The following is a 23,332-nucleotide window of genomic DNA, read 5'->3' as shown; positions in this document are numbered from 1 at the left end:
AAAAACATGCTTTAGGATAATCGTGTAGTAAGTGGTTCAGAAGAGTGTGTCCGTTTTTGCCGTTAAAGTGGTATCTTCTATACTGGTATTGAAACACTTAATTTAAAGTAAACCTCGCTGTTTTCTTCATTTTCCAATTTATCCAGAATTCATTTTGTTCAATTTTTCCTCAAGAAAAGCAATTATATTTTTCTTGTCTTTAATCGTTTCTTCCTTTTCTATAATCTGTTTTTTTAAAATAGCAATTTCATTTTTTAATTGATTAATTTCACTATCGGCAATTGCTTTCAATGGTTCACTTTCAAGGTAGTATTTAAATAGATTGACCTTAAAATATTCTGAGAGAATTTTAAGTTTATCTACATCTATAGTCTCCCTATTATAAATACTATAAATATTTGAAACAGAAGTAGATAAGTAGTTGGCTATATCTGTTGTTTCTTTATTGTTAGTTTTTGCTAACTCTTTAATGATTTCACCTATATGTACTTCCATTTTACAAAATTTCTAAATTTAATTTTGTAAAATGATTATTTGGTTGTTATTTTGTTGTAGTAAATTATAATAATATTGTAATGTAATACTATTATATTGTAATTATTAAGAGCCATTAACAGGAGAAAGTATGCCATTCAGACTATATGGTTCTTAATCGGGTATAAACTATCAATATATAAAATTCGATTTCACATTTTAAAATTGTCAAGACATATGAAAAAGCTTTTATGCCTTATAGGCGGAGCCATGCTCGCCATGAGCGCTCAATCCCAAAAAATCAGTATTAAACCCTTCGACATCAACGACCGAATCCCTGATTTACCATTAACCAACGTCATCAACTATCAGGACACCGTTGCAAGTTTATCGTCTTTCAGTAATAAACTCATTATACTGGACTTCTGGACCACACACTGTGGCCCCTGCATTGCCATGTTCCCTAAAGAAGAAGCACTACAGAAAGCCAATGCCGGGAAATTACAATTCATTTTAGTAACGTTTGATGGAACCGAAAAAGTCAATAAATTCTTCCATACCTGGGATAGCACTCACAATATGCATCTCTCCATGCCAATCGTGACACATGACCGGCTACTTCGCAGGCTATTCAAGTTTAAATACATACCCCATTACGTATGGATTTCACCAAATGGTAAGGTATTGGCCCAAACCAGTGATAAATTTATTAATCAGGCTACCATTACAGATATACTAAACCAAATAGATACCGAGCATGCCCGTATGAAAAAGCAAAACTGGCCGGCAAATATGTATGGATTCCCTAGACCGAAGTTTGATTTCCTTAAAATACTTAAAATAGCAGAGTAGGAGGGAATTAAGAATCCAAGGTAAAGAATAGGCAGCCTATTTAAGAATACTGCCAATTACATGTATAACGATATGTAAGCCAATAAACTTTGGCCAGCAGGAGATCATTCTTTTGGTAAATCGAAGTCTTCTAAAACTTGTTTTATTAATTAAATTAATTTAAATATTCATATGAAAATACTGCTATTCGTACTATTAAATTTATTGGGTATGGCCACTTTAATTGCCCAGTCAAAATCCACCATTAAAGGCCAGGTTTCAGATTCAAAAGGGCATATTTTAACTGGAGCCATTATTCAAGAGGCCTCAGGTTATGCATACACCGTAAACCAGGAGTCAGGCTTTACCATTAAGATAAATCGCCTCCCGGATACCCTTATCATATCTTATACTGGGTATTTGACACAAAAGATACCTGTAAGCAAAAGTACAGGCTATTTAAAAATTGTTTTAGAACAGTCCATTAATGGCCTCCATGATGTAGAAGTCAATACAGGGTACCAGCAGGTACCCAAAGAAAGATCCACCGGAGCTTATGACTTCATTGACAATAAAACCCTCAATTTACAGGCGGGTTCCAATATTTTGCAACGCCTAAATGGCGTTGCAAGTGGGGTACTGGTGAATCCGCCTATAACAACCACCCTTACTGTCAGAGGTATCAGCACCATCAGCGCCTCCAAGGACGTATTAATTGTGGTGGACAATTTCATTTATGAAGGGGATATCAATAACATCAACCCCAATGACGTCCAAAATATCACCGTTTTGAAGGATGCGGCAGCCACCAGTATCTGGGGAGCTCGAGCTGGTAATGGTGTCATTGTTATTACCACCAAAAAGGGCCATTTAGGACAAAAACTAAAAATTGAGGCCAGTGTCAATGCTATTATAGTCCCCAAGCCAGATCTGTACGCACAACCGACCATTTCCTCGTCAGATTACATAGATGTAGAGCAATTTTTGTACAGACAGGGCTACTTTAATGGAGCCATTACAAATTCGATCAGGCGGCATTACCCATTAACCCCTGCAGTGCAAATATTTGTAGATAAAGCTAATGGTCTTATTTCTGCGGAGGATTCTGCCAAGCAGATTAATGCACTAAAAGCAATCGATACCAGGGATGAGTATAATAAGTACTTCATTCAACCTGCACAAACACAGCAATACTCCTTAAATATCAGAGGGGGTAGACAGGATATTGCCTATAACTTCGGAGCAAGCCTGGACAAATCAATCAATACTTATGATGCACCATCTCATAAATTAAACCTGCATTTTACAAATACTTACAAACCCTTCAAAAATCTAAGTTTACAGGTAGGTGTATATTTTACGGACAGTAAGACAGAAACAGGTAAACCTACCTACAATTCAATAGCTATTAATGGTAAAAAGTGCCCTATCTTCAATTTGCCGATAAAGACGGTAATGCCTTGCCCATAGATATGGCATGGCTGGGAGCCTATACCGACACCGCAGGTGGCGGTAAACTCCTGAACTGGAAATATTACCCGTTAGAAGATTATAAACATCAATATGCTACAACCAATCGGCAAGAATTTGTGGCCAATGCTGCCATAGACTATAAATTCTACAAAGATTTAGGTATCAGCCTCAAATACCAGTACCAAAAGCAACAAACAACGCAAAATGTCATGTATGACACGGCCAGTTATCATACCAGGGATTTGATTAACACTTATACTCAAATCGATCCAGAAACTGGTAAAGTGACTCATATTGTTCCTGTTGGTAATATATTGAACACTACTGACAAATACACGACTTCCTATAATTTCAGGGCACAATTAAATTTTAACCACGATTGGGCTGATAATAGTAATATTAATGCCATTGCAGGTTGGGAGGTAAGACAGGCAGATAATCATGGTAGTGGTAATTTGTTTTATGGGTATTATGAAGATCCATTAAGCTATGAAGGAGTTGATCCTACAAACCAGTATCCCAAATATACAGGAGGTTCCGGCAGCATACCTAGCGGTGGTAGCCTTACCCATACACTAAACCGTTATGTATCTATATATGGGAATGCAGCCTACAGCTGGCGCCGCCTATATACTGTCTCAGCCAGTGTTAGAAAAGACGCCTCTAATATTTTTGGTGTATCCACCAATGATAAGTGGAGCCCTTTATGGTCCGCGGGCCTTGCATGGAATATCTCCAATGAAAAATTTTACAAATCCGAGATTTTATCTTACCTAAAATTAAGGTTGACCTACGGATTTAGCGGCAATGTAGACCTAAGTAAATCAGCTGTCCCAATCGCGAAAATGGGATCTGCTGATTATTACTATTCTTATTATGCAAATGCAAGGGTTATTACCCTCAACAACCCTTCCTTGCGTTGGGAAAAGACAGGAATGTTAAATCTAGGAGTTGATTTTAGATTGAAAAAGATCTGATTTCCGGTTCTGTTGCCTATTATCACAAAAAAGGCACAGATTTGTATGGACCATCCCCATATGATTATACTACATATGGGCATGCCAGAACCCTTACAAAAATGTGGCAAATATGATTGGTAGAGGCGTGGATTTGCAACTGCGATCTTTAAATATCAATAAAGAATTCCGGTGGACGACAGATTTCCTCTTTAACTACAACACCGATGAAGTTACCAAATATTATAATACCAGTGGGGCTGTTTATGTGCCTACTTGGGGGAGTTCTATTTCACCAAAGGAAGGGAAGCCTGTTTATGCTTTATTAAGTTACAAATGGGGCGGCTTAAATAATCAGGGGCAGCCACAAGGATATGTTAACGGGGAATTGAGTACGGATTATAATGCAATAAGCCTTAATGCGACCAGTATTGATAGCCTAGTCTATGATGGACAGTTCATGCCTAAATATTTTGGTTCCATCAATAATACGATAACCTGGAAAGGGTTTTCCCTCACCGCAGCTATCAACTATAATCTGGACTTTTTCTTCAGAAAACAGGGCCTTAGCTACGCTGCACTTTTTAAAAGTGGTACTGATTACGGACTCTACACTAAAAGGTGGCAAAAACCTGGTGATGAATTAACCACCAATATTCCTTCCATGGTTTATCCAGTAAACTCGGCAGGTGAAAATTTCTATCAAATGTCCTCCGTGAATGTGGACAAAGGTGATAATATACGGTTGCAATTTATCAATCTCTCTTATGACTTTAAAGAGAATCGCCTGATGAAACGACTCAATTTCTCCACGATGCAGCTTTATATTATTGCGAGCAATTTAGGAATCTTATGGAGAGCAAACAAAGATCATCTTGATCCTGCTAACCCAACAGGTATTCCAAGCACCTATTCTCTCACCTTCGGTTTGAGAGCAAATTTTTAATTTATTAAAACATATTATTATGTATAAGATTATGAAATTTATTGTTATTTGTATTACGCTAATGGCTTCATTTTTTGCCTCAAGTTGTAAAAAGTACCTGGAAGCCAAATCTGATGACAAATTAGTAGTACCTGACAACCTGCCAGCCTTGCAGGCAATATTGGATAATGGACAATATATGAATGGTTCAAGCCCTTCAATAGGTTTGGCTTCTGCAGATGATTACTTTCTAACGCCAGAAGAGTATAATGCCGTCTCTGTATATTGTAGGGAGGCATATATTTGGGACCTGGCGGGGCAAAGTGACTATAATTATGGATTTGATTGGCCTGATATTTATTTTTTAGTCTATAATGCCAATCTTTGTTTGGACCAATTAACAAAAATTAAAAGAACTTCGCTGAATGCTGATGCCTGGGATTATCTCAAGGGTGATGCATTATTTTTTAGAGGGTTATCATTTCTAGAACTTTCGTGGCTGTTTTCCAAAGCTTATAACAAAGAAACGGCAAAACAGGATTTAGGTATTGTTTTGAGGTTAGGTTCTGATTTTAATGTGCCCTCCAAGAGAGCAAGTGTGGAAGAATCCTATCAAAGAGTACTTCAGGATTTAAAAAGTTCACTCTCTTTTATGCCTAATACTGTTGAGTATTTAACTCGACCAACTAAAGCGGCAGTATATGGTTATTTGTCGAGGGCTTATTTGTCGATGCGACTATATGACAGTGCCTTGGCTTATGCCAATAAGTGCCTACAATTTAATAGTAAATTAATGGATTTTAATGATCCTAATGATGTGGATATGACCAATATTTACCCCATACCTGATCAAAATAAAGAAATAATACATATAAATTATATAGGTTTGAGTGCCTTTTCCTCTGTTAATAACAAGCATGCTTCCGTGGATACTTTGTTATATAACAGTTATCAAGCTAGCGATTTAAGAAAAGTGGTATATTTTTCTCCGCCAGAAGGAAATAGCGCTCATTTCTACGGTAGTTATAAAGGTCGCAGTGTTTACTTTACTGGTATTGCCACAGATGAAATGTATTTAGTAAAGGCGGAATGTGAAGCTAGAAATAACCAGGTAGAGGATGCAATGAATGATTTAAACAAGCTCCTTATCAAAAGGTGGAAAACTGGCGCTTTCAAGCCATTCACCGCTAGTTCACAAGCCGAAGCCTTGAAGCTGATATTAAAGGAGCGCAGAAAAGAACTCGTATTTAGGGGATTGAGGTGGATGGATATTAAACGCCTAAATCTTGAAGGGGCAAATATTAGTATTAGACGGCAAATAGAAGGGAAATCATATATACTGTCTCCCAATGACAATCGTTTTGCACTGCCATTAGCAACAGACCTTTTAAGCCTTACAGGCATGCAACAGAATCCACAATAAAACTACTAAAAAGCCTGCCGAGTTTAACGGCAGGCTTCTTTATTCCTGGCATCCGAGCTATTGATCCTGGTTATATATGTGTTCGTATACACCAGAAGTGGCATCAGGAACTTCAAATAAAGCCTGCGACATGGTTGTTGGCAATTGAGGCAAAATTGTTGAATCGATAATTGTCTGAGTAGCTGTTACCTCCACATAATCCGCTGCTAACTCAATCTTACAACTTTTATCCTCACCATCGCACCCCGTTCTATCTGGCGAAAGTGTCCAGTTTGAGGGGTTAGATACTTCTGTGCCCGGCACATGTTCAAAGAAATAAGTCGGATCTGGGTCTTTTGCTGTTGTAAAACCACTGGTAAGACCGGCCAGTACTGTGCCGCCCAAGATTGCAAGGACGGTCAGGAATTTAGATGAAATTGTCATAGTTGACATTGTTTTAATTTTTGAACCCAACTTTAATTTCAGGCGATGGGTTCTTTGCCTGATTTTTGCGCAAAAAATATCTTTAAAAAGGTTAGATCGCTTGTTTAATTATTTTATGTTCTGGATACTTACCAGAACGGTCTGAGGTGCCCTCATTATTTTTTCTAATCAACCACCAGCCTAAAAAGGCCAAAATGGTAAAACAAATATTAAAAACCAGATGCTCTAGCCATCCAGCACCATTTAAAATGCCGCCACAACTACATGGAACTTTACTATATACATGGGCCAATCCAAACCCCACATAAAGCGTAAATGCCACCATCAGCAGAAAAGACAGCATAAAACCTTGCTTTAAGGATTTCGGGAAACTTAAAAGCACCACCGCCAGTAATTCAACGGTTGGTATTGCCCATTGAAGTATAGGCATGGACCAGGAGGGAAGAGGCTGCTTAGCTAGCTGATAGGCAAAAACATTAAAACCATCAGCTTGCTCATAGCAGCATACACCCACAGTAGGATCAAAAGCATGCTTATTATCTTTATGGTCTGCTGTTTTTTCATTTTTAACTCGTTTGATCCCTTAATTGATTTACTGAAGTCTTCTAATTGTAATAGGCTGCTTGCCCTCTTTTTGTTGTAATACATTATTGTTGCTTAAACGTTCAAACGTTTTGATTAAAATTGCAACGGAATACCTATTAAAACTTTTTTATTCGATGCTTGCTGTCTGTCTTTTTAGTTTTTTCGGTTGTTTGGAAATTCCTTCCATTCCTCTAGCTAGCTCCTTGCTACCTGCTACTAGTAATTGTCCAAGTTATTTTCGCTTAGTGATCAATTAATCTTCGATCTGCTCGACCCGGCTTTCTTTTACCTGAGGCCCATCCCGCCATCAAAGCCTTGTTGCTTCCTTTTACCGCTACTGTGACCTTAGTTTACTGCTGCGGGGCACTTTTGTTTCGTTTATAATTGCAGTAAGATGCTTATCCCTAATTCCAATACAAATGTCCTAAAACTCCAGGAACCTAAATGATCTTAGAACTACCTCCATAGGAGTGTTTAAACAACCTTGAAAGGTGCTTTAAAAAACCAGACAAAATGATAACTAATTGAAAATCAAATTATCCTTATTGTTTTCTTAGGTTTTATTTCAACCATCAGAAAATTTAAGCTCATAACGATTAAAAAAAACGTGGATTAATAAAAACTAAAATCATATACTCAAAGCCTTGTAAAAACAGAGACATTGCCCGCATGGTAAATCCTAGCGTCCTTAAATACACTGGAATATGTACTGAAAATACTGCATAGAACATCTGAACAGCTAGCTGTTCAGATTGGATGGTATGATTTTTCTTGTGTTACTGGTATAAGTTTTATTCAATATTAAAATGCAGGACGTATTCGTATATTTTTGCAGCCTATCTTGCTAATAAAATCGCCACAATACACGTGTTGTATAGGTTAGATTTGGATAAAGCTAAGCCTTAATATAAACCTTGGAGCGGTCCTTGACTGATATTTTTGAAGCGATCTTGATTAGCGTTTTTAAAATTTATTTATTTTTTTTCCATATTTTAGAATAAATTTTATCCGAAACCCTTATCTTTATTTTCTATGAATAAAAATAAGATTTTATTATTAGCGGCTCGTATGGAGAGATTAGAATTTGTTTTATTTAGCAAAGGCAGTGAAAGCTATGAACCGTTGGCCTTTCAAAATATGGACCAGTTTCGTCAATATTTTGCAGGTGTAAGGGAATTGCTAACAGATATGCCTCCTAAGAATTTTGATGTGTATGGCCATTATTTACGAATGATGGTAATACTTAAGCCCGTTATTATTGAATTGGCTGAAGAAGACGTATTTCAAAAGCTTAAAGCCAATGCGGTAAAAGAAGAATTTGTTGAATTTGGGCTAGGTTCTCTATGTGCAGACGGAGGTCCGATGTATATTCTCAAAATGAAAAAGTCTTTTGTGGAAAACACCAGGTTATGGATCTTATGGAAGATATACAATCAACAGCAAGGGTAGGAGCAGACGGGATTATTAACGTGAATATCATTGAAGAGGCCGAAGGTGAAGGCACAATAGCTACAGAAGAACATATTAGAAAAATTTTAAAAGATCGTGGTCTGCTTTAGGGTGTTTTGTGGCGGAGGGTAAATATTAAAATGCTGTTTATTCAGCTGGGAACTTTAAATAATACCAACCTGTATTATTATATTTAGCGGGTATTTTTAAAAATCAACCGCCCTAATTTCCCTCCCCCACAAAAATTTTAAATGGAGAAACGTCAAGCATAATCAAGTCATCATCCAATACCTGATTAAGATCATTTATAATTTTAATCAGTTACTGGATGATAGCCCAGTTTCTGAGCCAGAAAAGATGTGCTACTGTAATCAATTTAAATGATCAAGCTCCATAATTATTCTTTGAACCTGAATCCGCCAAGTACCCCTTTATGAGTGCTTTAAAAAGTCTTAAAAAAAAATTTAAATCGTTGAAAATCAAATCCTACTTGTTCTTTTCTCGATTTTGCTTCAAGATATCAGCTAATTTAATACCGTAACGCTGAAAAAAGCTTTGGCTAAATACCGGCTCGAATCATATCCACAGAGATTGGCAATACCTTTGATTGTTTTCTCACGATCCTCTGTTGCCAGTTTATAAGCTTTCTCCAGTCTTTTTTCCTGTAGATAATAACGCGGTAAGCAGCCAAACAGCAGTTTAAATCCTTCCCGAAACTTAGCTGCTTTTATCTTGATTTTCTTTAATTTGTTTGAAAGCGTATCTTTTTCATCCAGGCGCATACCTAACTGTAAATAAACCAGGTGTATTTTTTCTATTTCTTCATAGGTATAATTATTATCTGGCGCTCCATTATCTTCTTCAATGACCATACAAATGAGCCGTTCAACCATTTCTATGGTGGACGGCTCATTTTCAAGGCCAGCCCTTAATGCTATTCTTATCTGGACAATCAAATGAAACATTAAAGCAGTGGTTTTTATTCTAAGTTCATTCAAATTCGCATCCTGCTTTTCTTTAAAGGCCTTTAATAACCTGGCTATTTTGGGATATTTATCGACAAGTAAAGTAAACTTAGCTTCCGGTATATGGATATCTAAAGTAGAGGCGGGTATCGTTTTAAAATAGACTTCGGAATGGACCGAAGGGACAGTAGTTAAATTATGAGATCCGGCTTTGAGTAAAGTCCAGCCAAAGCCATTAAGGTTAATTTGAACCGCTCCGGTCAAGAGAAAATGAATTTCTATACAAGACTCCTCCGACTTTGCTTCCAATTTTCCGTTACCTGCCGTCAAATAATCGCTATTAGCTATCTCCACCTCACCTACTTTAATTGTTTGAAAGAGCAGTGGCAGCTTGCCAACCATCACATGAAACTTTTCAGCGCCCGGGAAGCCTAACTTGGCCATTTCCTCTGTCGGGAATCCTGCCTTAATTTCAAGGGGCTTGTGTTGGTCGTCGTATAAATAAAATTCTTTCATATCAGGTTTTGTTTTAAGGCCTTGTTTAAATAGAAATAAGTACCTGATTCCTTTTTGATGCCTTAGTTTGGCTTACGCAGTGTTTAAAGGGCAGTTTGAACTGTAACCTAAAATGATACCCAGATGAAAAATACTGGTACTCCTCTCTTAAAGCTCTTGCAGGATACCAGAATCATAAAAAGACAGCATAGCCTGCATACTTATGCCAATATCATATAATCGGTACTTTTCAATAAAGCCTTCCCGCACATCTAAGACAGCTTTTTTAGAATCCCGCATGCAATAGTCCATGAGCTCAGTAATTTCATCTGGATATATAACCCATGTATCCAATATTTGTTTTAGGTCTTGCGCTGGAAGCGCAAGACAGGCCGGCCGGGTACTTAAAAGAAAATCTAAATATGTCTTCTTGCAATCTTTTGATACCGCATTAATAATTTTTAATGTTATTGGTACTAGAGCATGGCCTTGGGCTGGAAAAGATTGAGTCTCTTTTATGTACCGCTCGTGTACATCTTGGTGAAGCTTATAATACTTTGGTTTAAATAACGAGCTTGTGAAGCCACCTGTGCCATAAATGAACTGTTTACCTCGTATTCTATAAACAATCATATATACCATCGATATGCTGTCTTTACTCATTATTTGGTGGTTTAAGTAAAAATGTAAATAAAAATACATTGTTGAATCATCCAGATTTAGTAAGCATCTGGATGAATAATTAATAATTGCGGCTAATTTCTGTAATAATTAATAAAAAGTGGTGTCAAAAATGATATTTTTTACCTAAATTTTTTGTGAATGGAGCAAACAATTTTGTTTTAATCGATTAAGCTAGAATAATAAAGATTGAAGTAATGCTGTATACCGCTTTATCTAGCCATAGACTTAGTGTGGTTGTATGGATTATTGGGTTATTTGTAACCCATTAAACCATCCAACCGCAGACTAGCTATTTAGCTGCCTATTATTTTCGGTATATTGTAAGCATTTCAGTGGGTGTAAAGCCGTAGAAAGCCTTAAAAGCCTTGCTAAATTGATGGACATTGTAATAATTTAATAATTTGGCAACCTGTGTAATGGAATGGGTCCCTGTTTGCAATAGAAATAAGGCCTTTTCCATTACACCCTTATTGATTGTATGAAAAGGGGACTCATTGAAGACCTCAATATAGGATTGTTTAAAGGAGGTCAAATTGGTTGTGGTAGTCGTTTTCACCAAATCTGCAATATTAGTATGCCTAATTGGATTATTTTTAAGCTGATCCCCAATTTCCAGGATTTTACTTTGGTTCTGACGACTTAGTTTAGGGAAGGTCATTGTTTTTCGACGACTTAACACCCAAAATAGTAATTTTTGGACATGGCTGTCCAGCATGATGGGATCAAAGGGTCGATAATCAAAGTAGAGGTAATTAATAATTTGTATTAGGGCATACCCAATCTCTTTAGAACAGTAGGGGAAAAATAGATAGAAGTGATGCGGCCTGCCAGCGTAATAATCATTAATGAGTGGATAGAGCGTATCCGGAAAGAAATGACAGATGCTTTCTAAATATTCTATTTTAAAATAGAAATCAAGTGTAGAACCCTGGCTATTTTTATCTGTTGTTACCTTGCTTTCAACAAAAGGCAATGAGGTTAAAAAATATTGCCAGGAATTTAAGTCTACTTTGCCAATATTTTTTAAATCTAATGTGCCATTATTTCCCAGGCTAAATCCCAGTTCTACCAGAGGACCTGGGATATAGGCTTCAGTCGTAAAAGAATTCCCTTCATTTAAGTATTGACTAGTCCAGATGTCAAAATTCGGCCTTGTAATACCGATAAAATCCATATCAAATAGATGGCCCGTTAAATTATATTTAACCGCAGGTGGGCCGTGCTTTCTGATTTGGTTAATAACACTAACTTCCTGCCAGTGTGCATCCCTTTGATGTAAAAACTTAACCTGAAATAGTTCCTTATGCATACCAAATAGCCATTTAAGCCATGCTTGCAAAGTTCAGGTAGGATAGAGGGCAATACTCATTATAATAATAATACAATTCATTACATCCTACAAGAACGCCTCACAAGCAAGTGGTGATGTAATCGAATTTATATGAGATTGACTATTGCTGCATATTCAGTAATGGCAGAAAGCCAATCTCTGAGTCAAAGATAAATAAAAAATTTAAATAACAATGTAACTTATTGCAAAACAATAGTATTTAGGCTAAATAAAGATAAATGCACAACTAATCAATTTGAGCGTTCATCGCAATCATTCAGAAATCTGGAAAATGGTAACGAACTGTAGTTACGTTTATGATCCCCATTTATTTAAAATAGATGGCATGTTTTATCTGTACGTTCATCTTCCCATCTATTATTGTCGCATTCAAGTAGAACTTGAAAAGCCACTTAAATCAGTTTTTGCCGGCCGATTTGTTTGTTGCAACGTTAGTAGCAATGCTAGCAGTTATGTTCGAGGCTACCTCTGTAGTACGTCTGTAGCCCTCTTTACGACCCTTTAGTAATATTGGTAGCAGTGCCTGCTGCAACGGCTGAATCCCTGTTTTGGGCAATGCCTGAAGCGTTCTCTCGATCAAGCCGGTTTAGAATGCCTGTTTCATAATATGCGATCATCTCTTCCATACTTCTCCCAATATCGTATATCCTGTATTTTTCAAAAAAATCCTCCCGCAGGTCCATCCTTACCACTTCTTTCTTCCGAAAGTGAATCATCCTAACATAGAACGTCTCATTCGGATAGATAAATCCTTCATTTATAATCTGGTCAAATTCCTGTACAGGGAGAGCAAGACATACTGGCTGCTCGGCTAAAAAATAACCCATCTGGTTCAAGCAGACAAACTTTCCCATTTTCTCTTAAAGCCAGCAAATAAACCATCTTTTGTTTATTCTGTTTCATATATTTGTATTTTTTGTGACTGTTTTATAAATTCAGTTAAGTCTGGAAAATAGCAAGTCTAAATGCCTGGAAGCCATATTGTTTTAAACGCTTATTTCCTGATTTATTTTAACGACAGGGCTAAATTCAGCAATCATTTTTTAAAAGTGGTGTCAAAAATGATATTTGTTTGCCTAAATTTTTAACCGGTACTCATTTACTTGATTGCTGTAGGATTAATTTGGACGGATTATAGGATTAATAATGCCCTGCTGCTGGTTGTCGGTGCTGGCACCGACAACCAGCAGCAGGGCAAAAGTTTGTCTGGATTGTGAAAAAGCCGGATAAGTGAGGATTTTCTACGATGTGGCCGTTATAAACCATCATGGGTACCGCACTTTTTAATAGTAAGGCAACAGGACTAATTAGATAGGATATTAATACCAGTCAGGAACAATACCACACAGGCAAAGTGAGATTCAACTTATTTACTGGTATATCTCTAATCGGATCTTAAGTATAAATTATGTTCTGCTAGCTTTGCTTGTATTTTTTTCATAGTCATTTCTCCCATACCATGACGATTTTTTAAATAGGAAATGGGAATTTCGAGTACATCCTGAACGGTTCTCAGCCTCATTTCATGTAAGATATTTGCAGCTCTTATTGGGAAATCGAGACAGGAAAAGTCGGAACCTAAGAGCTCCAGGTTCTCGGCGGTATCATCTAATTGATTTTTCTCTTTTAAATGTGTTATCCTTTTATATAAACTGGCTTTCAATTTTGTAAGGACCTTTACTTCATCAATTAATTTATCCCGCTTAATATCTAGGTCTTTTACATAATTTCTATAAATCCCGCTCTTACGTTTAATCTGAGCAAAGGTTCTTGAAATTATATTTTTTGTAGTCTCTATACATATACCATATTTTTTTGAAAATCTTTCTACAGCTTGCTTGTTCCCAAATTCTAATAAATAGAGGTGAAGCACGTCGCATTGCTGCTGATCCAGGCCGTTTTCAAGTATAGAAATAATATACTCATTGGTCTCTCTAAGGTTATTTAATATTGACTTATCATAAACGAGTTGCTTATCCAGAAAAGGTTCTAATTCGTTTCTGAATATAAACTTTTTAGCTCCTCGAGTTGCGGTATTTGAAAAACTAGAAATTAATTTCCCATCCATTAGCTTTTTTAATGTACCATTGGATATTATTTTCTCTTTCAAAAAAGCATCTATACTAACGGGATTCTCCAGGATAATCCTGGAACATAGTTGTTCATCTTTTAGGATGTTACTTACCCCGCTAAGGGTATTTAGCTTTAATTTGTCTAAAATTACGCTGGGATCTATCATATTGTAACTATATTATTTTTTTGTTTTCTTTTTGAACATACCTAGTAGACATTATGAATGTTGTTGTGTAATATGTGTTACTTATTTGAATTCCACTTTTCCAAAGCTTGATGCGATAATTACTTAAATCACCTCCATCTGCCGTTACATGGATTTTTTTAACTTCTTTACCACCACTTTCCCTTTTTTTAATACTGTTATTTTCCAAATATAACAGATTCAGATTTGTTTCATTGTCTTGCCGCATATACCAATCCAAGTTTATTGCTTGTGTCGTAAATGCCGAAAGGCGCAGCTTTTGTAATCTGGAAATTATCTACTTTGGCTGGTCGTGGGCTTTTTTTAGCCATAGCGCCTGATCTCCATTCTTGCGTTCCGTTACCAGCTTCTTTTTCTTTGTATCTACTGAAATTATAGGTTCCCCATTCTTTATATACTTTCCGTTTATATAATTATGTACATAAATTGTCCATTGCGGTTTGGAGAATTGCCGCTTTCAAGTTTATTTGAGTGCTTGCCTTATGACTTAATGCTGAACCGGAACATTTTAGACCAAGCTTATTGCATCGATTGGATGAGGTAATTCTAACTGCCAAAGAAGTCCTAGCTGCCTTAAAATATCCTTCGGATCTCTTGGAGTCATTTTGGTTCTTTATCCATATTATGGAAATTGACTTGGTTGAAGATGAATTTGCCATCACGGTCAACTGCGAAGGAAGATTGAATGTCCTCTATTATATCTAGTGCTAAATATTTTTCTATAAACCCGTCTTTCACCCTGATATACCACATAGGCCGGTCAAATAAGGTGGGGTCTTGCGCTTTTAACATATTGTCATTTGTTTTCGCATTGGTTAAAATTGTTTCTAATTCATCCGCTGGTAACTTGACGACTGCAGGTAGAAATCTGGCTAATCTTTTACATGCTTCCGTGAATGCTAACGGGTCATTGACTGGACCTGCTGATAAGACTCGGTAGAAGTCTGATAACCCGTGCCTGACTTGTTCTAAAGATTGGAACATAACGAACATCTTTTTTCCATCGAATTCACTAGTGGCAAGAAACTCTTGCTCATTTACTCGTACTACCAAAAAGTATATATTTTCTTTTCCATATCATGAAGTTAAGCAGGTTATGTTAATTGAACAAGAATTTTGGCGCGATTTGAAAAATTGACTAATTTGTGCAATTAGCTATGACCAGGTAGTGTCGTAAACCACCTTATTCTGGTCTTTTTTTAATGTATTCTTCCGCCGTCTGTTGGTTTTGGTTTTATTTTTTCCAGGGTTATATACGTAAATTATAAGAATAGCAAGGGGCAGATTAGTACCGCTACTTTAGTACAGACGGGTGCATTTTCTTATGCAGGAGATATCGATTTAGTGACTTTTGCCTTAGTGGACCCCAAATATGACAAGACTGCTCAGCATTAGTAATGCTATTTATCCAAAATCTTCAAGTTCATCATAGAAGTTATGACTTGTTGAAAAGTAATAATATGTTATCAATTAAATTAATGGAGAATTTATTGATTACTTATCTGATATCAGAATTGTAAAAGTTAATGGCCAGTGGACTATAGAAGCATTGGTCAAGGTATAGAAGAACCTTCTTCAAAAGCCGGGTGGGATTAGATAATACTTAATTATTGAGTTATAGCTTAATGCACAACTTAAATAAAGGCTATGGATTACTGCACTATCTCAATGCCGCCTAGTATTAGTATCCAAACACGATGGTTAAAACCTGGCTTGGGTTAATGCCTACACCAGGTCTGAAAAGATACTCAAAAGGACAGGGATAGGTACAACAAGGCATTTTTTTTAGTTGAACATGTGAAAGGAGTGCTAGTGTAACCATATTTGCCTCCATTATCACTTTGGTTACAGGGGGCAGTAATGGTATTGTGGGTCTGTATTGCATAATTGGCGAATAAAAATTAGCGCACATTAATATTATTATTATTATTATTGCTAATACTACTACACCTTCTTCTTTACTTATTATTATTTATTCATCCTCCTCTTCAAAATCTGGATTAGTTTTGGCCCTTTTGTCGAGCCATGCCAGGAATTCTACCAGGGGCGGGTAGGAGGCGCTGAGCGAGTCCTGCTGTAAAATATCTGTCAGTAGTATCAATATATGCTTTGTAATATTAATGTCCAGAAGATCAATTTTTTGAAGAATAGTCAGTGTATTCAAACTATGGGACTCGGTAGGAAAATCCAGTGCCAGCTCGTCCAGGTTAGCTTGTCCACGGATATTTTCCATAACAATGCTTACCTCCTTTCTAAATTCACGCATATATTCAATATAAGTGCTTAAATCCACCTCAGGCAGCTTTCGGATAAAATCTTGCATATAGTTCAGCCAGTCAAAACCAAGCAAGATGAGCTGCTCTGCGTCCAGATCATCAAAATACTTTTTAGCTTCCTGTAAATAAAATTCCTGTTCTTCTAACTCTTCGCCAATAATTTCCCACTTAAAATCTGGCTTTATAATTAGTAGGATCACGGGATTAAGGTCAATTACCTTAAATAAGCGTTGATGAATCCTTTCAAGTTTTTGGAGCCACCTTTTAATGATCTCCGGGTCGACGACTTTTTTCAGAATGGATCTTTTACCAGGATTGTATAAAGGGATTAGTTCAGGGGCGTGTTCCATAAAAGCCGTTGTATAATGCGTCTCTATGGCTTTTAAATAGCTATTTTCCAATTCCAGTAGCGTAGCCGCATTTTCTATTGCTGCCTTGTCAAACGAAATCCCGTTATATTCCAGATGATAAATAGCTTCCTCCTTTTGAAAGCCTAAATCATCCTGATAGTATTCTTCCAGCGTCTCATTATGGAGGAACTGATGGATTTCTTCTCCCAGTGGAAGCTGCTGCAACAAATTAATTTCAGTTGTCTCGTAATACCATTGGATTACAGACTGCAGTTGTCTTTTTGACTTCGTAGTCAGGCGCGATGGCTTTAAATGATACAGTTGGTAAAGTAGCCCCAAAAGGTCCGCATGCAATTGGTTATAGGCAGTTCTAGTGACACAAGACTGCGTTGTGTAAAAAGCGCTTAACCCGTCCATTTGCGTCTTGAGCTGTCTGAACTTAAATTCTAGTTTTTTGAGCTCCTGGCTGATTTTATTAAATTGATATTTACTCGTATTATTTTGTTTTGACATAATTATTAAAATTGACCTTAATATAAAGGATTGGTTTTTAATATAGCTTACCATGGCCTTCTATTTTGGCCATTATGTTTACCAAATTACCCAAGTATTGCCACTGGTGGCGAATAGTCTTTTTTACCTTTGAAAAAATGAGCCCCAAGCGGCGTCAGTCTGCAGGCAGTAAAGCTGGTCCAGGGATAGGTCTCATTTATGGAATCGCAGTATAAATTATAATCCTTTGGATCACAGGCAAGATCCAATAGCCCAAATGTGGCGGCAGTGAGCAGCACACCGGTAATAAAAGATTTGCGCAGATATGCCATTCGCACAGCCAAGTCCCCCTCATTATACTGCTCAAAGGCTGGGTTATTCTCCGCTATTTTTACAACCCACAAGATTTCGCCACATTTTAATGGGTTAAGCTTTTTCAGTAAACCATTTATATTAAGGTAGCGCATTAACTGACCCAGTTCTATCCATTCCCCTTCTGGGAAAAGCCTGAGTAGATCAAAAGCGTCCGCCATTGCATTAAAATTGAAGTTTTCCAGTTTTAATTCACGCAGGTTATTAAAAGGGAACAAGGTCGCATTCAAGATTTGCAAGTCAGGTTGTTTTAGTTTCAGTAGCTGAGATAAGGTATCCAGCACGGGTGCCGTGCTGGAATACTTTTTAAAATCCAGATGGGAGGCCAGCAGCATTGTTTTAATAAAGCCCCTGTCATACCCTAAAGGGGACAACTTAAGTTTACCATAAGAATTTTTAATGGAGCCAATTGCTATAAAGCCGCTTTTTGTATACTTAAACTTACCAAGCTCCATATAGGCTTTAACTTTTGGCAAATCCTCATATACCGCAGCTTCTGAGAGATATATTCTGCAACGCTCTGGAAGACCTACTGGTCTAAGATAATAGTCAGCTGATTTACGAGCAGCCTCCCTAAAACCCAGCCGTAAAAACTCCGGCAGTTCAAAGATCAGTTTAGTAGGATCAGCCCATAAGCTGGGTGCCTGCCTCTTATCATCATCACTTCCACCACCATCACTACTACTATCACCACTACTACTACTACTACTACTACTACTACTTTCGCAATGATCCTTATCAGGCTTCACTCCGTCCGCTTCAACGCTGTCAGGACCTTTATAGCTCTCTTCCACCTTGCCATCTTGCTCGTTGCCCTTGCGATCGTCGTCTTCCCCATGGTCATTGTTCAAGACGTCATATGGATTATTTTCATAATAATTCTCTGTCAGAAAATCCTCCCATTTGGCATAGGCAGCTTTAAGGACAACGCCTCCATCCTGGTCGGGCGCTTTTTCAAAAAGCGCCTTGCCATATAAATTCATGGCGTCAGGGTAGGGGACGTAGGTTTGCCAAATGAGCTTATCCAAAAAAGCCCAGTCCTTATCACTCTGCCCATAATAAATATAGGAAAGGCCTAATAGCAATTTGTCAGTATATAACAACTGAAATAGCTCGTTAATCCCCTTTTTGGTACTTCTCCTTGTTAATTTCTCCAGCATATCCGCCAGCTGTTTTTCTACAGCAAGACTGGTATTTTGCTTTTTCAGCCAGTCACAAAAGTGCCGGATTTTTAAAAGCCAGCCAGAAGAATGTTCGTAATACATAGCAGCACTTTTCTTAAAGCCCTTTAGTATCTGGCGGTGTATATCTTCCGGCAGACTGATATAGTTGTCAGGATCATTTAGAACCAGTTGGATGCGTTCCGCTATCTGGTGTTCAAATGGCCGAACGGTTTTGTGTTTGAGCTCAGTACTCCTTCCCATGCTCCCGTCATTACTATCCAAAGCCGGCCCTTCACCAGTTTCCTTACCATTGCCAATTATTTCTTCTTCCATTCTCTTTACCCATTTCTCCATCGTTTTCTTCTTCACTTCTCTATAATACGTTTTTAAATACCTTAGATTTATGCCAATTAGGCTTTATAACTGCTTAATAACGATCCCTTTAGTCCTTTTTTGTCGTCAGATTTTCTGACAAACTTACCAAAACTTATGGGTTTATAGGAAATGCGCGGACTATTAGGTGTTTTTTGGAATTCTTTGCATAAGTACTTAAAGTCAGGCAGCTTTGTAAGCTGGCTGACTTAGACCGTGCTGTTTTACAAAAACTTTAATGGGCTCAATTTGATTAAAATCCTCCGGTTGAAAGAGCTCTGCCTGCTCAATTTCTTTATATATTGCTAGATATTCGTCCTTATTGTCAGTCATATTCATTTAAAATTATCTATTTGTCTTGCTGTACAACCAGATGCGTCGCAAAGTTAATTAAATAATGACCGGACATACAGTGTATCGCTATTGCATAGACATCGAGGTTGGCTTCTGTGCATAACTTGTTGATACTTTGAAGCGGCATAGATAGAAAATAGTTAGATGAGTAAATTTTAACTTATAGCGCTAAATAATACCAGCCAACAGCAAAATAGCTTGGCCCATAAATCATTTGGCAAAAGAAGTCAAGCTGGTAATGCTTATTGGCGGGTATAGCGTTGTTTTTTATTTCCTTACAGAATAAATACTGCCAGTCTATGGAAACGGCGCTTCTTCGTTGAAACCATTGGAATGCGTTTTATGCAACGGCATGTAATATAAGGACGGGATTCAGAATAGTACATGGAGCTAAACTAATCGCATTCAATCTCATATAATTTTAATGAAAATTTCCCCATGGGGTTTCCCCCTGTTTTGACGAAGATCAGAGTACATCCGGCCCTGCCCATCAACCAAATCCATGGAAAATATTTTTTTCAGTTTCTAATTATATCTAAATCACCGGGTTGCGATTTTTATTAGTTTTAAGTAATATAATTTAAAAAATTAATCCTTATTTTCGCTAGCCTTGGACAGACTACAAAATAGTTGATTGACTACACCCTTAGATTTAGATAGTTGATAATCAATTGGAAGTCTGTAGAAATTATTAATCATTACTTATTGCGCATCAAAGGAGATCATTTAAGATCATCTCTTTTCTTGCGCATTTTTATTAAATAGTCACCTTAGAAATGAATTTGAAATTCAGTCAATTATTGGAAATCATTCGTTTATCCGCTTGGATTACCACTTTTCGATATCTGTTTTACCCCTTTGATTGTCCCTTTAGTATTCCACATACTGGTCATTCTATTTTCTCTAATCTATTCGCGTCAAACCAGCCCGAATTAAACGGGCTTTGAAATAGATAGAATCACCCCATTAAAAATTAAACCTAGGAAATTTTACTGATGAAACACTTTATATGCCTTTATTTCATTCTAATTTGCGCCATACCAACCCTTATCAGGGCACAATCTTCCGAAAATTTCGATGCAATAACCGTAGATGCCAATGGATTTGATCTAAGTACCAAGAGTTCCCGAATTATTGGCAATTGGAGCTTGAGTATTTTAGATAATACAGGGAAGGTTGCCGATCCAAGTTCAAACTATCTGGACGTAACCAATCTGGTTCTTAATAATGGAGGAACAAACATGGCAAATGGCACAAATGATAACGCCCTTAATGTATATGGGGAATATCATGTAGCTAAAACCTTCGTTATGAAAAGTGCAAATTCTATGACAGAACCCTTTGCGCTGTCTTCTTTTACAATTGATGGTGGAACAACCACCTGGCTGGCAGAAGGATACTTAAGAGGTAGCCGGGTGGTCACTCAGGCAATTAAGACCACTAACCTGACCCCATTGAAGGTCAATCTAACCGATCCTCAGTGGCAATACATCGATGAATTTAGAATAGAGCAACAAAATGGGGCAGCGGATATCTATTTCTTTTTAGATGATATTAAAACCACTACCGCTACGGCTCTACCTATTACATTTACCTTATTTAAAGGGGAGGTACTGACACAAGGAGTACAGCTCAAATGGGACCTGGGGTAAAGACCGGCGTACAATCATTTACCGTACAGCGAAGCTTGGATCAAAAAAACTTTGAAGACGTTGGTTCTGTGGACATTACAGCAAACAAAGACCAGCAAGGTTATACATTTCTGGACCCAAGTGCCAAGACAGGACTCAATTATTACCGGATAAAAATTGTAAAGTCCACTAGTGGTCCAGCTATTTATAGTAAGATCATCCAGGTCAATATTGCGAATTCAAATCCAAACCCTAGTCCAAATCCAGATTCAAACTCAGCGACAATCTGGCGTCTGTATCCTAACCCTGTTCAAAATCAATTGAATATAGCAGCACCAAAAACTGTTCAAAGTCCCGTCACCCTGGACATAATAACAGCCAGTGGTCAAATGCTTAAGTCTATTATATTACCCGGACAAACCGAGAAATGGCAACTAAATGTATCTTATCTGGCCCATGGTATTTATTTTTTAAGACTTCACCAAAATGGCCAGGTAATTGCCAAATTAAAAATGATCAAACAATAAATGTATAGCTATTCCTGCCGCGTTAAATGGTTAGGATAGCCACCTTATTTTAAACATTTTAGCCTTCTTAACTATATCATTATTGGAGAAAAGGATTGTACCCCATCCTTTTCTCCAAAAAATGGCCTATTTACTGCCTGCGGCAATTCTCTTGACGCGTTAAAACAGTACATGAATTGGGGCAGACGACTGCCACTTTTGACAAAACCACTCATGACAAGGTGTTAAAATTAAAAAGCCGCTCGCTTCCTTGCCTTTTAAAGCACTAGTGTGGAGTCAATACTACCTGAGCCAATACCGGTGGCCTAATGGTGGCATAATACATGAAATTACTATTGTATCCCGCAGTTTTGAGGACGCCATGGGGCTAGAGCAGGCCATTTTAGTGGCTGGTTCAAGGATTAAATTCCTCGCCTTTAGCCGAGACTTTAGTTTAAGGATGTTCATGTATCTTTGGTTATGCAAAATTATCGGAAAACGCCACATATTACCTACGACTGTAAGTATCACCTTGTGTGGCTTACGAAGTACCGAAAGAAGGTGATGACCGGAATAATTGCAGATAGGGCCCGCGAGATCATAAGAGGTGTATGTAAAGAAAACGAGGTCGAAATAATAAAGGGGCATATATCCAAGGATCACGTTCATCTAATTGTGTCAGTACCACCGTACTTATCAATCAATAAATTGGCCCAGGATCTGAAAAGTAAAAGTTCTTATAAGATGTTACAGGAAAACCGGGAACTGTCAAAAATATTTTGGGGTCGGCATTTATGGGCACGAGGCTACTTTGTGGCAACGTATGGAAACATTACGGATGAGATGATTATGGAATACATCGAAAACCAAGATGAGGCAACGGAAAATGATGACAGCTTCACAGTAACAGACTGAACCTTGCCATACTCCCAACCAACTCTCTTTAAATCTTTCACCTTACATGTGAAAGTTTGTTTATTGGCAGGCTTTCTTTTACATTTTTCGATTATTTTTCCAGCGAATAACTCCTTTTATACAAGAAAATATACCTGAAAAAATATCCCTAACTTACTGCTATATAATTCGATGAATACTATAAGCTGCCTATTCACTTATTCTATTAAAAGAAAAATTGAATAAAAATGCAAGAAAAGTTGTTTTTATGAAAAATGATATTATATTTGCAGTAAGATATATCGTTTTTGTTTCCAAATCGGAAACAAAAACGATAAAGGGTATATAATTACTGTTTAAAACCAAAATTAACGAGCACCTTATTGCTTCACTTTAATGCACAGGTTGGGGTAGAGAAAGAATATAGATGTTTTGTGAATAGGAAAAGGAATAACACCAGGAGTAAGACCAGAACCAAATAAGTAAAGGATAGACTGCATCTCTTATTTATATTTAAAGTTAGGCGTTTAGCAGGTTCGTTTGGGATTAGTTTTGTTTTACTGAAAATGGCTTTCTCTAAAAGTCATTGGATAACTGTTTATTGAGTAAT

Annotated in this window: 22 protein-coding genes; 9 read left to right on the top strand and 13 right to left on the bottom strand. The window is 37.2% G+C overall.

Translation table 11 applies throughout. From position 1 onward, the window contains the following. Positions 1 to 138: 138 nt before the first annotated feature. Entirely contained in the window at positions 139 to 495 is a 357-nt protein-coding gene (locus tag FSB73_RS22030) for a hypothetical protein (protein ID WP_146787347.1), read from the bottom strand. A 216-nt stretch (positions 496 to 711) separates the two neighbouring features. On the opposite strand from FSB73_RS22030, the gene FSB73_RS22025 reads away from it, so the two are divergent. From FSB73_RS22025 to FSB73_RS22005, 5 genes are all read left to right on the top strand, one after another. Then, on the top strand, positions 712 to 1,326 hold the full coding sequence (locus tag FSB73_RS22025) for a TlpA family protein disulfide reductase (protein WP_146787344.1): 615 nt from the start codon (positions 712 to 714) through the stop codon (positions 1,324 to 1,326). A gap of 171 nt (positions 1,327 to 1,497) precedes the next feature. Beyond that, the gene (locus FSB73_RS22020; RefSeq protein WP_146787342.1) at positions 1,498 to 2,775 is read left to right on the top strand and encodes a TonB-dependent receptor plug domain-containing protein; all 1,278 of its coding nucleotides are present in this window, start codon (positions 1,498 to 1,500) and stop codon (positions 2,773 to 2,775) included. Further along, the gene (locus FSB73_RS22015; RefSeq protein WP_146787339.1) at positions 2,727 to 3,755 is read left to right on the top strand and encodes a SusC/RagA family TonB-linked outer membrane protein; all 1,029 of its coding nucleotides are present in this window, start codon (positions 2,727 to 2,729) and stop codon (positions 3,753 to 3,755) included. Before FSB73_RS22020 ends, FSB73_RS22015 begins: the two co-directional genes overlap by 49 nt. 112 nt (positions 3,756 to 3,867) lie before the next feature. Beyond that, positions 3,868 to 4,680 (top strand): hypothetical protein, encoded by an 813-nt coding sequence (locus tag FSB73_RS22010; protein WP_146787336.1) that lies wholly within the window; start codon positions 3,868 to 3,870, stop codon positions 4,678 to 4,680. A 19-nt stretch (positions 4,681 to 4,699) separates the two neighbouring features. After that, a complete protein-coding gene (locus tag FSB73_RS22005; protein ID WP_146787333.1) occupies positions 4,700 to 6,082 on the top strand; it encodes a RagB/SusD family nutrient uptake outer membrane protein in 1,383 nt (460 codons plus the stop codon). Between the two features lie 57 nt (positions 6,083 to 6,139). Here FSB73_RS22005 and FSB73_RS22000 read toward each other — a convergent pair whose 3' ends face one another. Then, positions 6,140 to 6,505: a hypothetical protein gene (locus FSB73_RS22000; protein WP_146787331.1), complete on the bottom strand. Its 366-nt coding sequence runs from the start codon at positions 6,503 to 6,505 to the stop codon at positions 6,140 to 6,142. A 91-nt stretch (positions 6,506 to 6,596) separates the two neighbouring features. Next, a complete protein-coding gene (locus tag FSB73_RS21995; protein WP_146787328.1) occupies positions 6,597 to 7,019 on the bottom strand; it encodes a MauE/DoxX family redox-associated membrane protein in 423 nt (140 codons plus the stop codon). A gap of 1,103 nt (positions 7,020 to 8,122) precedes the next feature. Here FSB73_RS21995 and FSB73_RS21990 point away from each other — a divergent pair. Next, on the top strand, positions 8,123 to 8,539 hold the full coding sequence (locus tag FSB73_RS21990) for a hypothetical protein (RefSeq protein ID WP_146787326.1): 417 nt from the start codon (positions 8,123 to 8,125) through the stop codon (positions 8,537 to 8,539). Between the two features lie 524 nt (positions 8,540 to 9,063). Here the strand turns inward: FSB73_RS21990 and FSB73_RS21985 are convergent. From FSB73_RS21985 to FSB73_RS23430, 10 genes are all read right to left on the bottom strand, one after another. Then, on the bottom strand, positions 9,064 to 10,020 hold the full coding sequence (locus FSB73_RS21985) for a helix-turn-helix domain-containing protein (protein ID WP_146787324.1): 957 nt from the start codon (positions 10,018 to 10,020) through the stop codon (positions 9,064 to 9,066). A 147-nt stretch (positions 10,021 to 10,167) separates the two neighbouring features. After that, entirely contained in the window at positions 10,168 to 10,662 is a 495-nt protein-coding gene (locus tag FSB73_RS21980) for a hypothetical protein (RefSeq protein WP_146787321.1), read from the bottom strand. 325 nt (positions 10,663 to 10,987) lie between these two features. Further along, positions 10,988 to 11,992 (bottom strand): helix-turn-helix domain-containing protein, encoded by a 1,005-nt coding sequence (locus FSB73_RS21975; RefSeq protein WP_146787319.1) that lies wholly within the window; start codon positions 11,990 to 11,992, stop codon positions 10,988 to 10,990. 533 nt (positions 11,993 to 12,525) lie between these two features. Further along, entirely contained in the window at positions 12,526 to 12,888 is a 363-nt protein-coding gene (locus tag FSB73_RS21970; protein ID WP_146787317.1) for a hypothetical protein, read from the bottom strand. A 530-nt stretch (positions 12,889 to 13,418) separates the two neighbouring features. Next, the gene (locus tag FSB73_RS21965) at positions 13,419 to 14,273 is read right to left on the bottom strand and encodes a DNA-directed RNA polymerase subunit alpha C-terminal domain-containing protein (protein WP_146787315.1); all 855 of its coding nucleotides are present in this window, start codon (positions 14,271 to 14,273) and stop codon (positions 13,419 to 13,421) included. A 7-nt stretch (positions 14,274 to 14,280) separates the two neighbouring features. Next, positions 14,281 to 14,520 (bottom strand): hypothetical protein, encoded by a 240-nt coding sequence (locus FSB73_RS21960; protein WP_146787313.1) that lies wholly within the window; start codon positions 14,518 to 14,520, stop codon positions 14,281 to 14,283. Positions 14,521 to 14,912: 392 nt separating this feature from the next. After that, positions 14,913 to 15,365: a hypothetical protein gene (locus FSB73_RS21955; protein ID WP_146787311.1), complete on the bottom strand. Its 453-nt coding sequence runs from the start codon at positions 15,363 to 15,365 to the stop codon at positions 14,913 to 14,915. A gap of 919 nt (positions 15,366 to 16,284) precedes the next feature. Beyond that, positions 16,285 to 17,451: a hypothetical protein gene (locus FSB73_RS21950; RefSeq protein ID WP_146787309.1), complete on the bottom strand. Its 1,167-nt coding sequence runs from the start codon at positions 17,449 to 17,451 to the stop codon at positions 16,285 to 16,287. Between the two features lie 86 nt (positions 17,452 to 17,537). Continuing rightward, positions 17,538 to 19,334 carry a hypothetical protein gene (locus FSB73_RS21945; protein ID WP_146787306.1) on the bottom strand — a complete coding sequence of 599 codons (1,797 nt, stop codon included), beginning with the start codon at positions 19,332 to 19,334 and terminating at the stop codon, positions 17,538 to 17,540. A 186-nt stretch (positions 19,335 to 19,520) separates the two neighbouring features. Continuing rightward, positions 19,521 to 19,670 carry a hypothetical protein gene (locus tag FSB73_RS23430; protein ID WP_158639667.1) on the bottom strand — a complete coding sequence of 50 codons (150 nt, stop codon included), beginning with the start codon at positions 19,668 to 19,670 and terminating at the stop codon, positions 19,521 to 19,523. A 1,016-nt stretch (positions 19,671 to 20,686) separates the two neighbouring features. Between FSB73_RS23430 and FSB73_RS21940 the strand changes: the two genes are divergently transcribed. The 3 genes from FSB73_RS21940 (at position 20,687) to tnpA (ending at position 22,743) form a co-directional block, all read left to right on the top strand. Then, the gene (locus FSB73_RS21940) at positions 20,687 to 21,343 is read left to right on the top strand and encodes a hypothetical protein (protein WP_146787303.1); all 657 of its coding nucleotides are present in this window, start codon (positions 20,687 to 20,689) and stop codon (positions 21,341 to 21,343) included. Further along, entirely contained in the window at positions 21,328 to 21,849 is a 522-nt protein-coding gene (locus tag FSB73_RS21935) for a T9SS type A sorting domain-containing protein (RefSeq protein ID WP_146787300.1), read from the top strand. The genes FSB73_RS21940 and FSB73_RS21935 overlap by 16 nt, the downstream gene beginning before the upstream one ends. Before the next feature lie 459 nt (positions 21,850 to 22,308). Next, complete coding sequence (gene tnpA, locus FSB73_RS21930) at positions 22,309 to 22,743, top strand: IS200/IS605 family transposase (protein ID WP_146787297.1); 435 nt, start codon at positions 22,309 to 22,311, stop codon at positions 22,741 to 22,743. The last annotated feature ends 589 nt before the right edge of the window (positions 22,744 to 23,332 follow it).

The sequence above is a fragment of the Arachidicoccus ginsenosidivorans genome (assembly GCF_007971385.1).
In the GTDB taxonomy this organism is placed as follows: Bacteria; Bacteroidota; Bacteroidia; order Chitinophagales; family Chitinophagaceae; genus Arachidicoccus; species Arachidicoccus ginsenosidivorans.
Note: the sequence above shows the minus strand (reverse complement) of the source record. Positions and strands in the feature narration are given on the sequence as shown.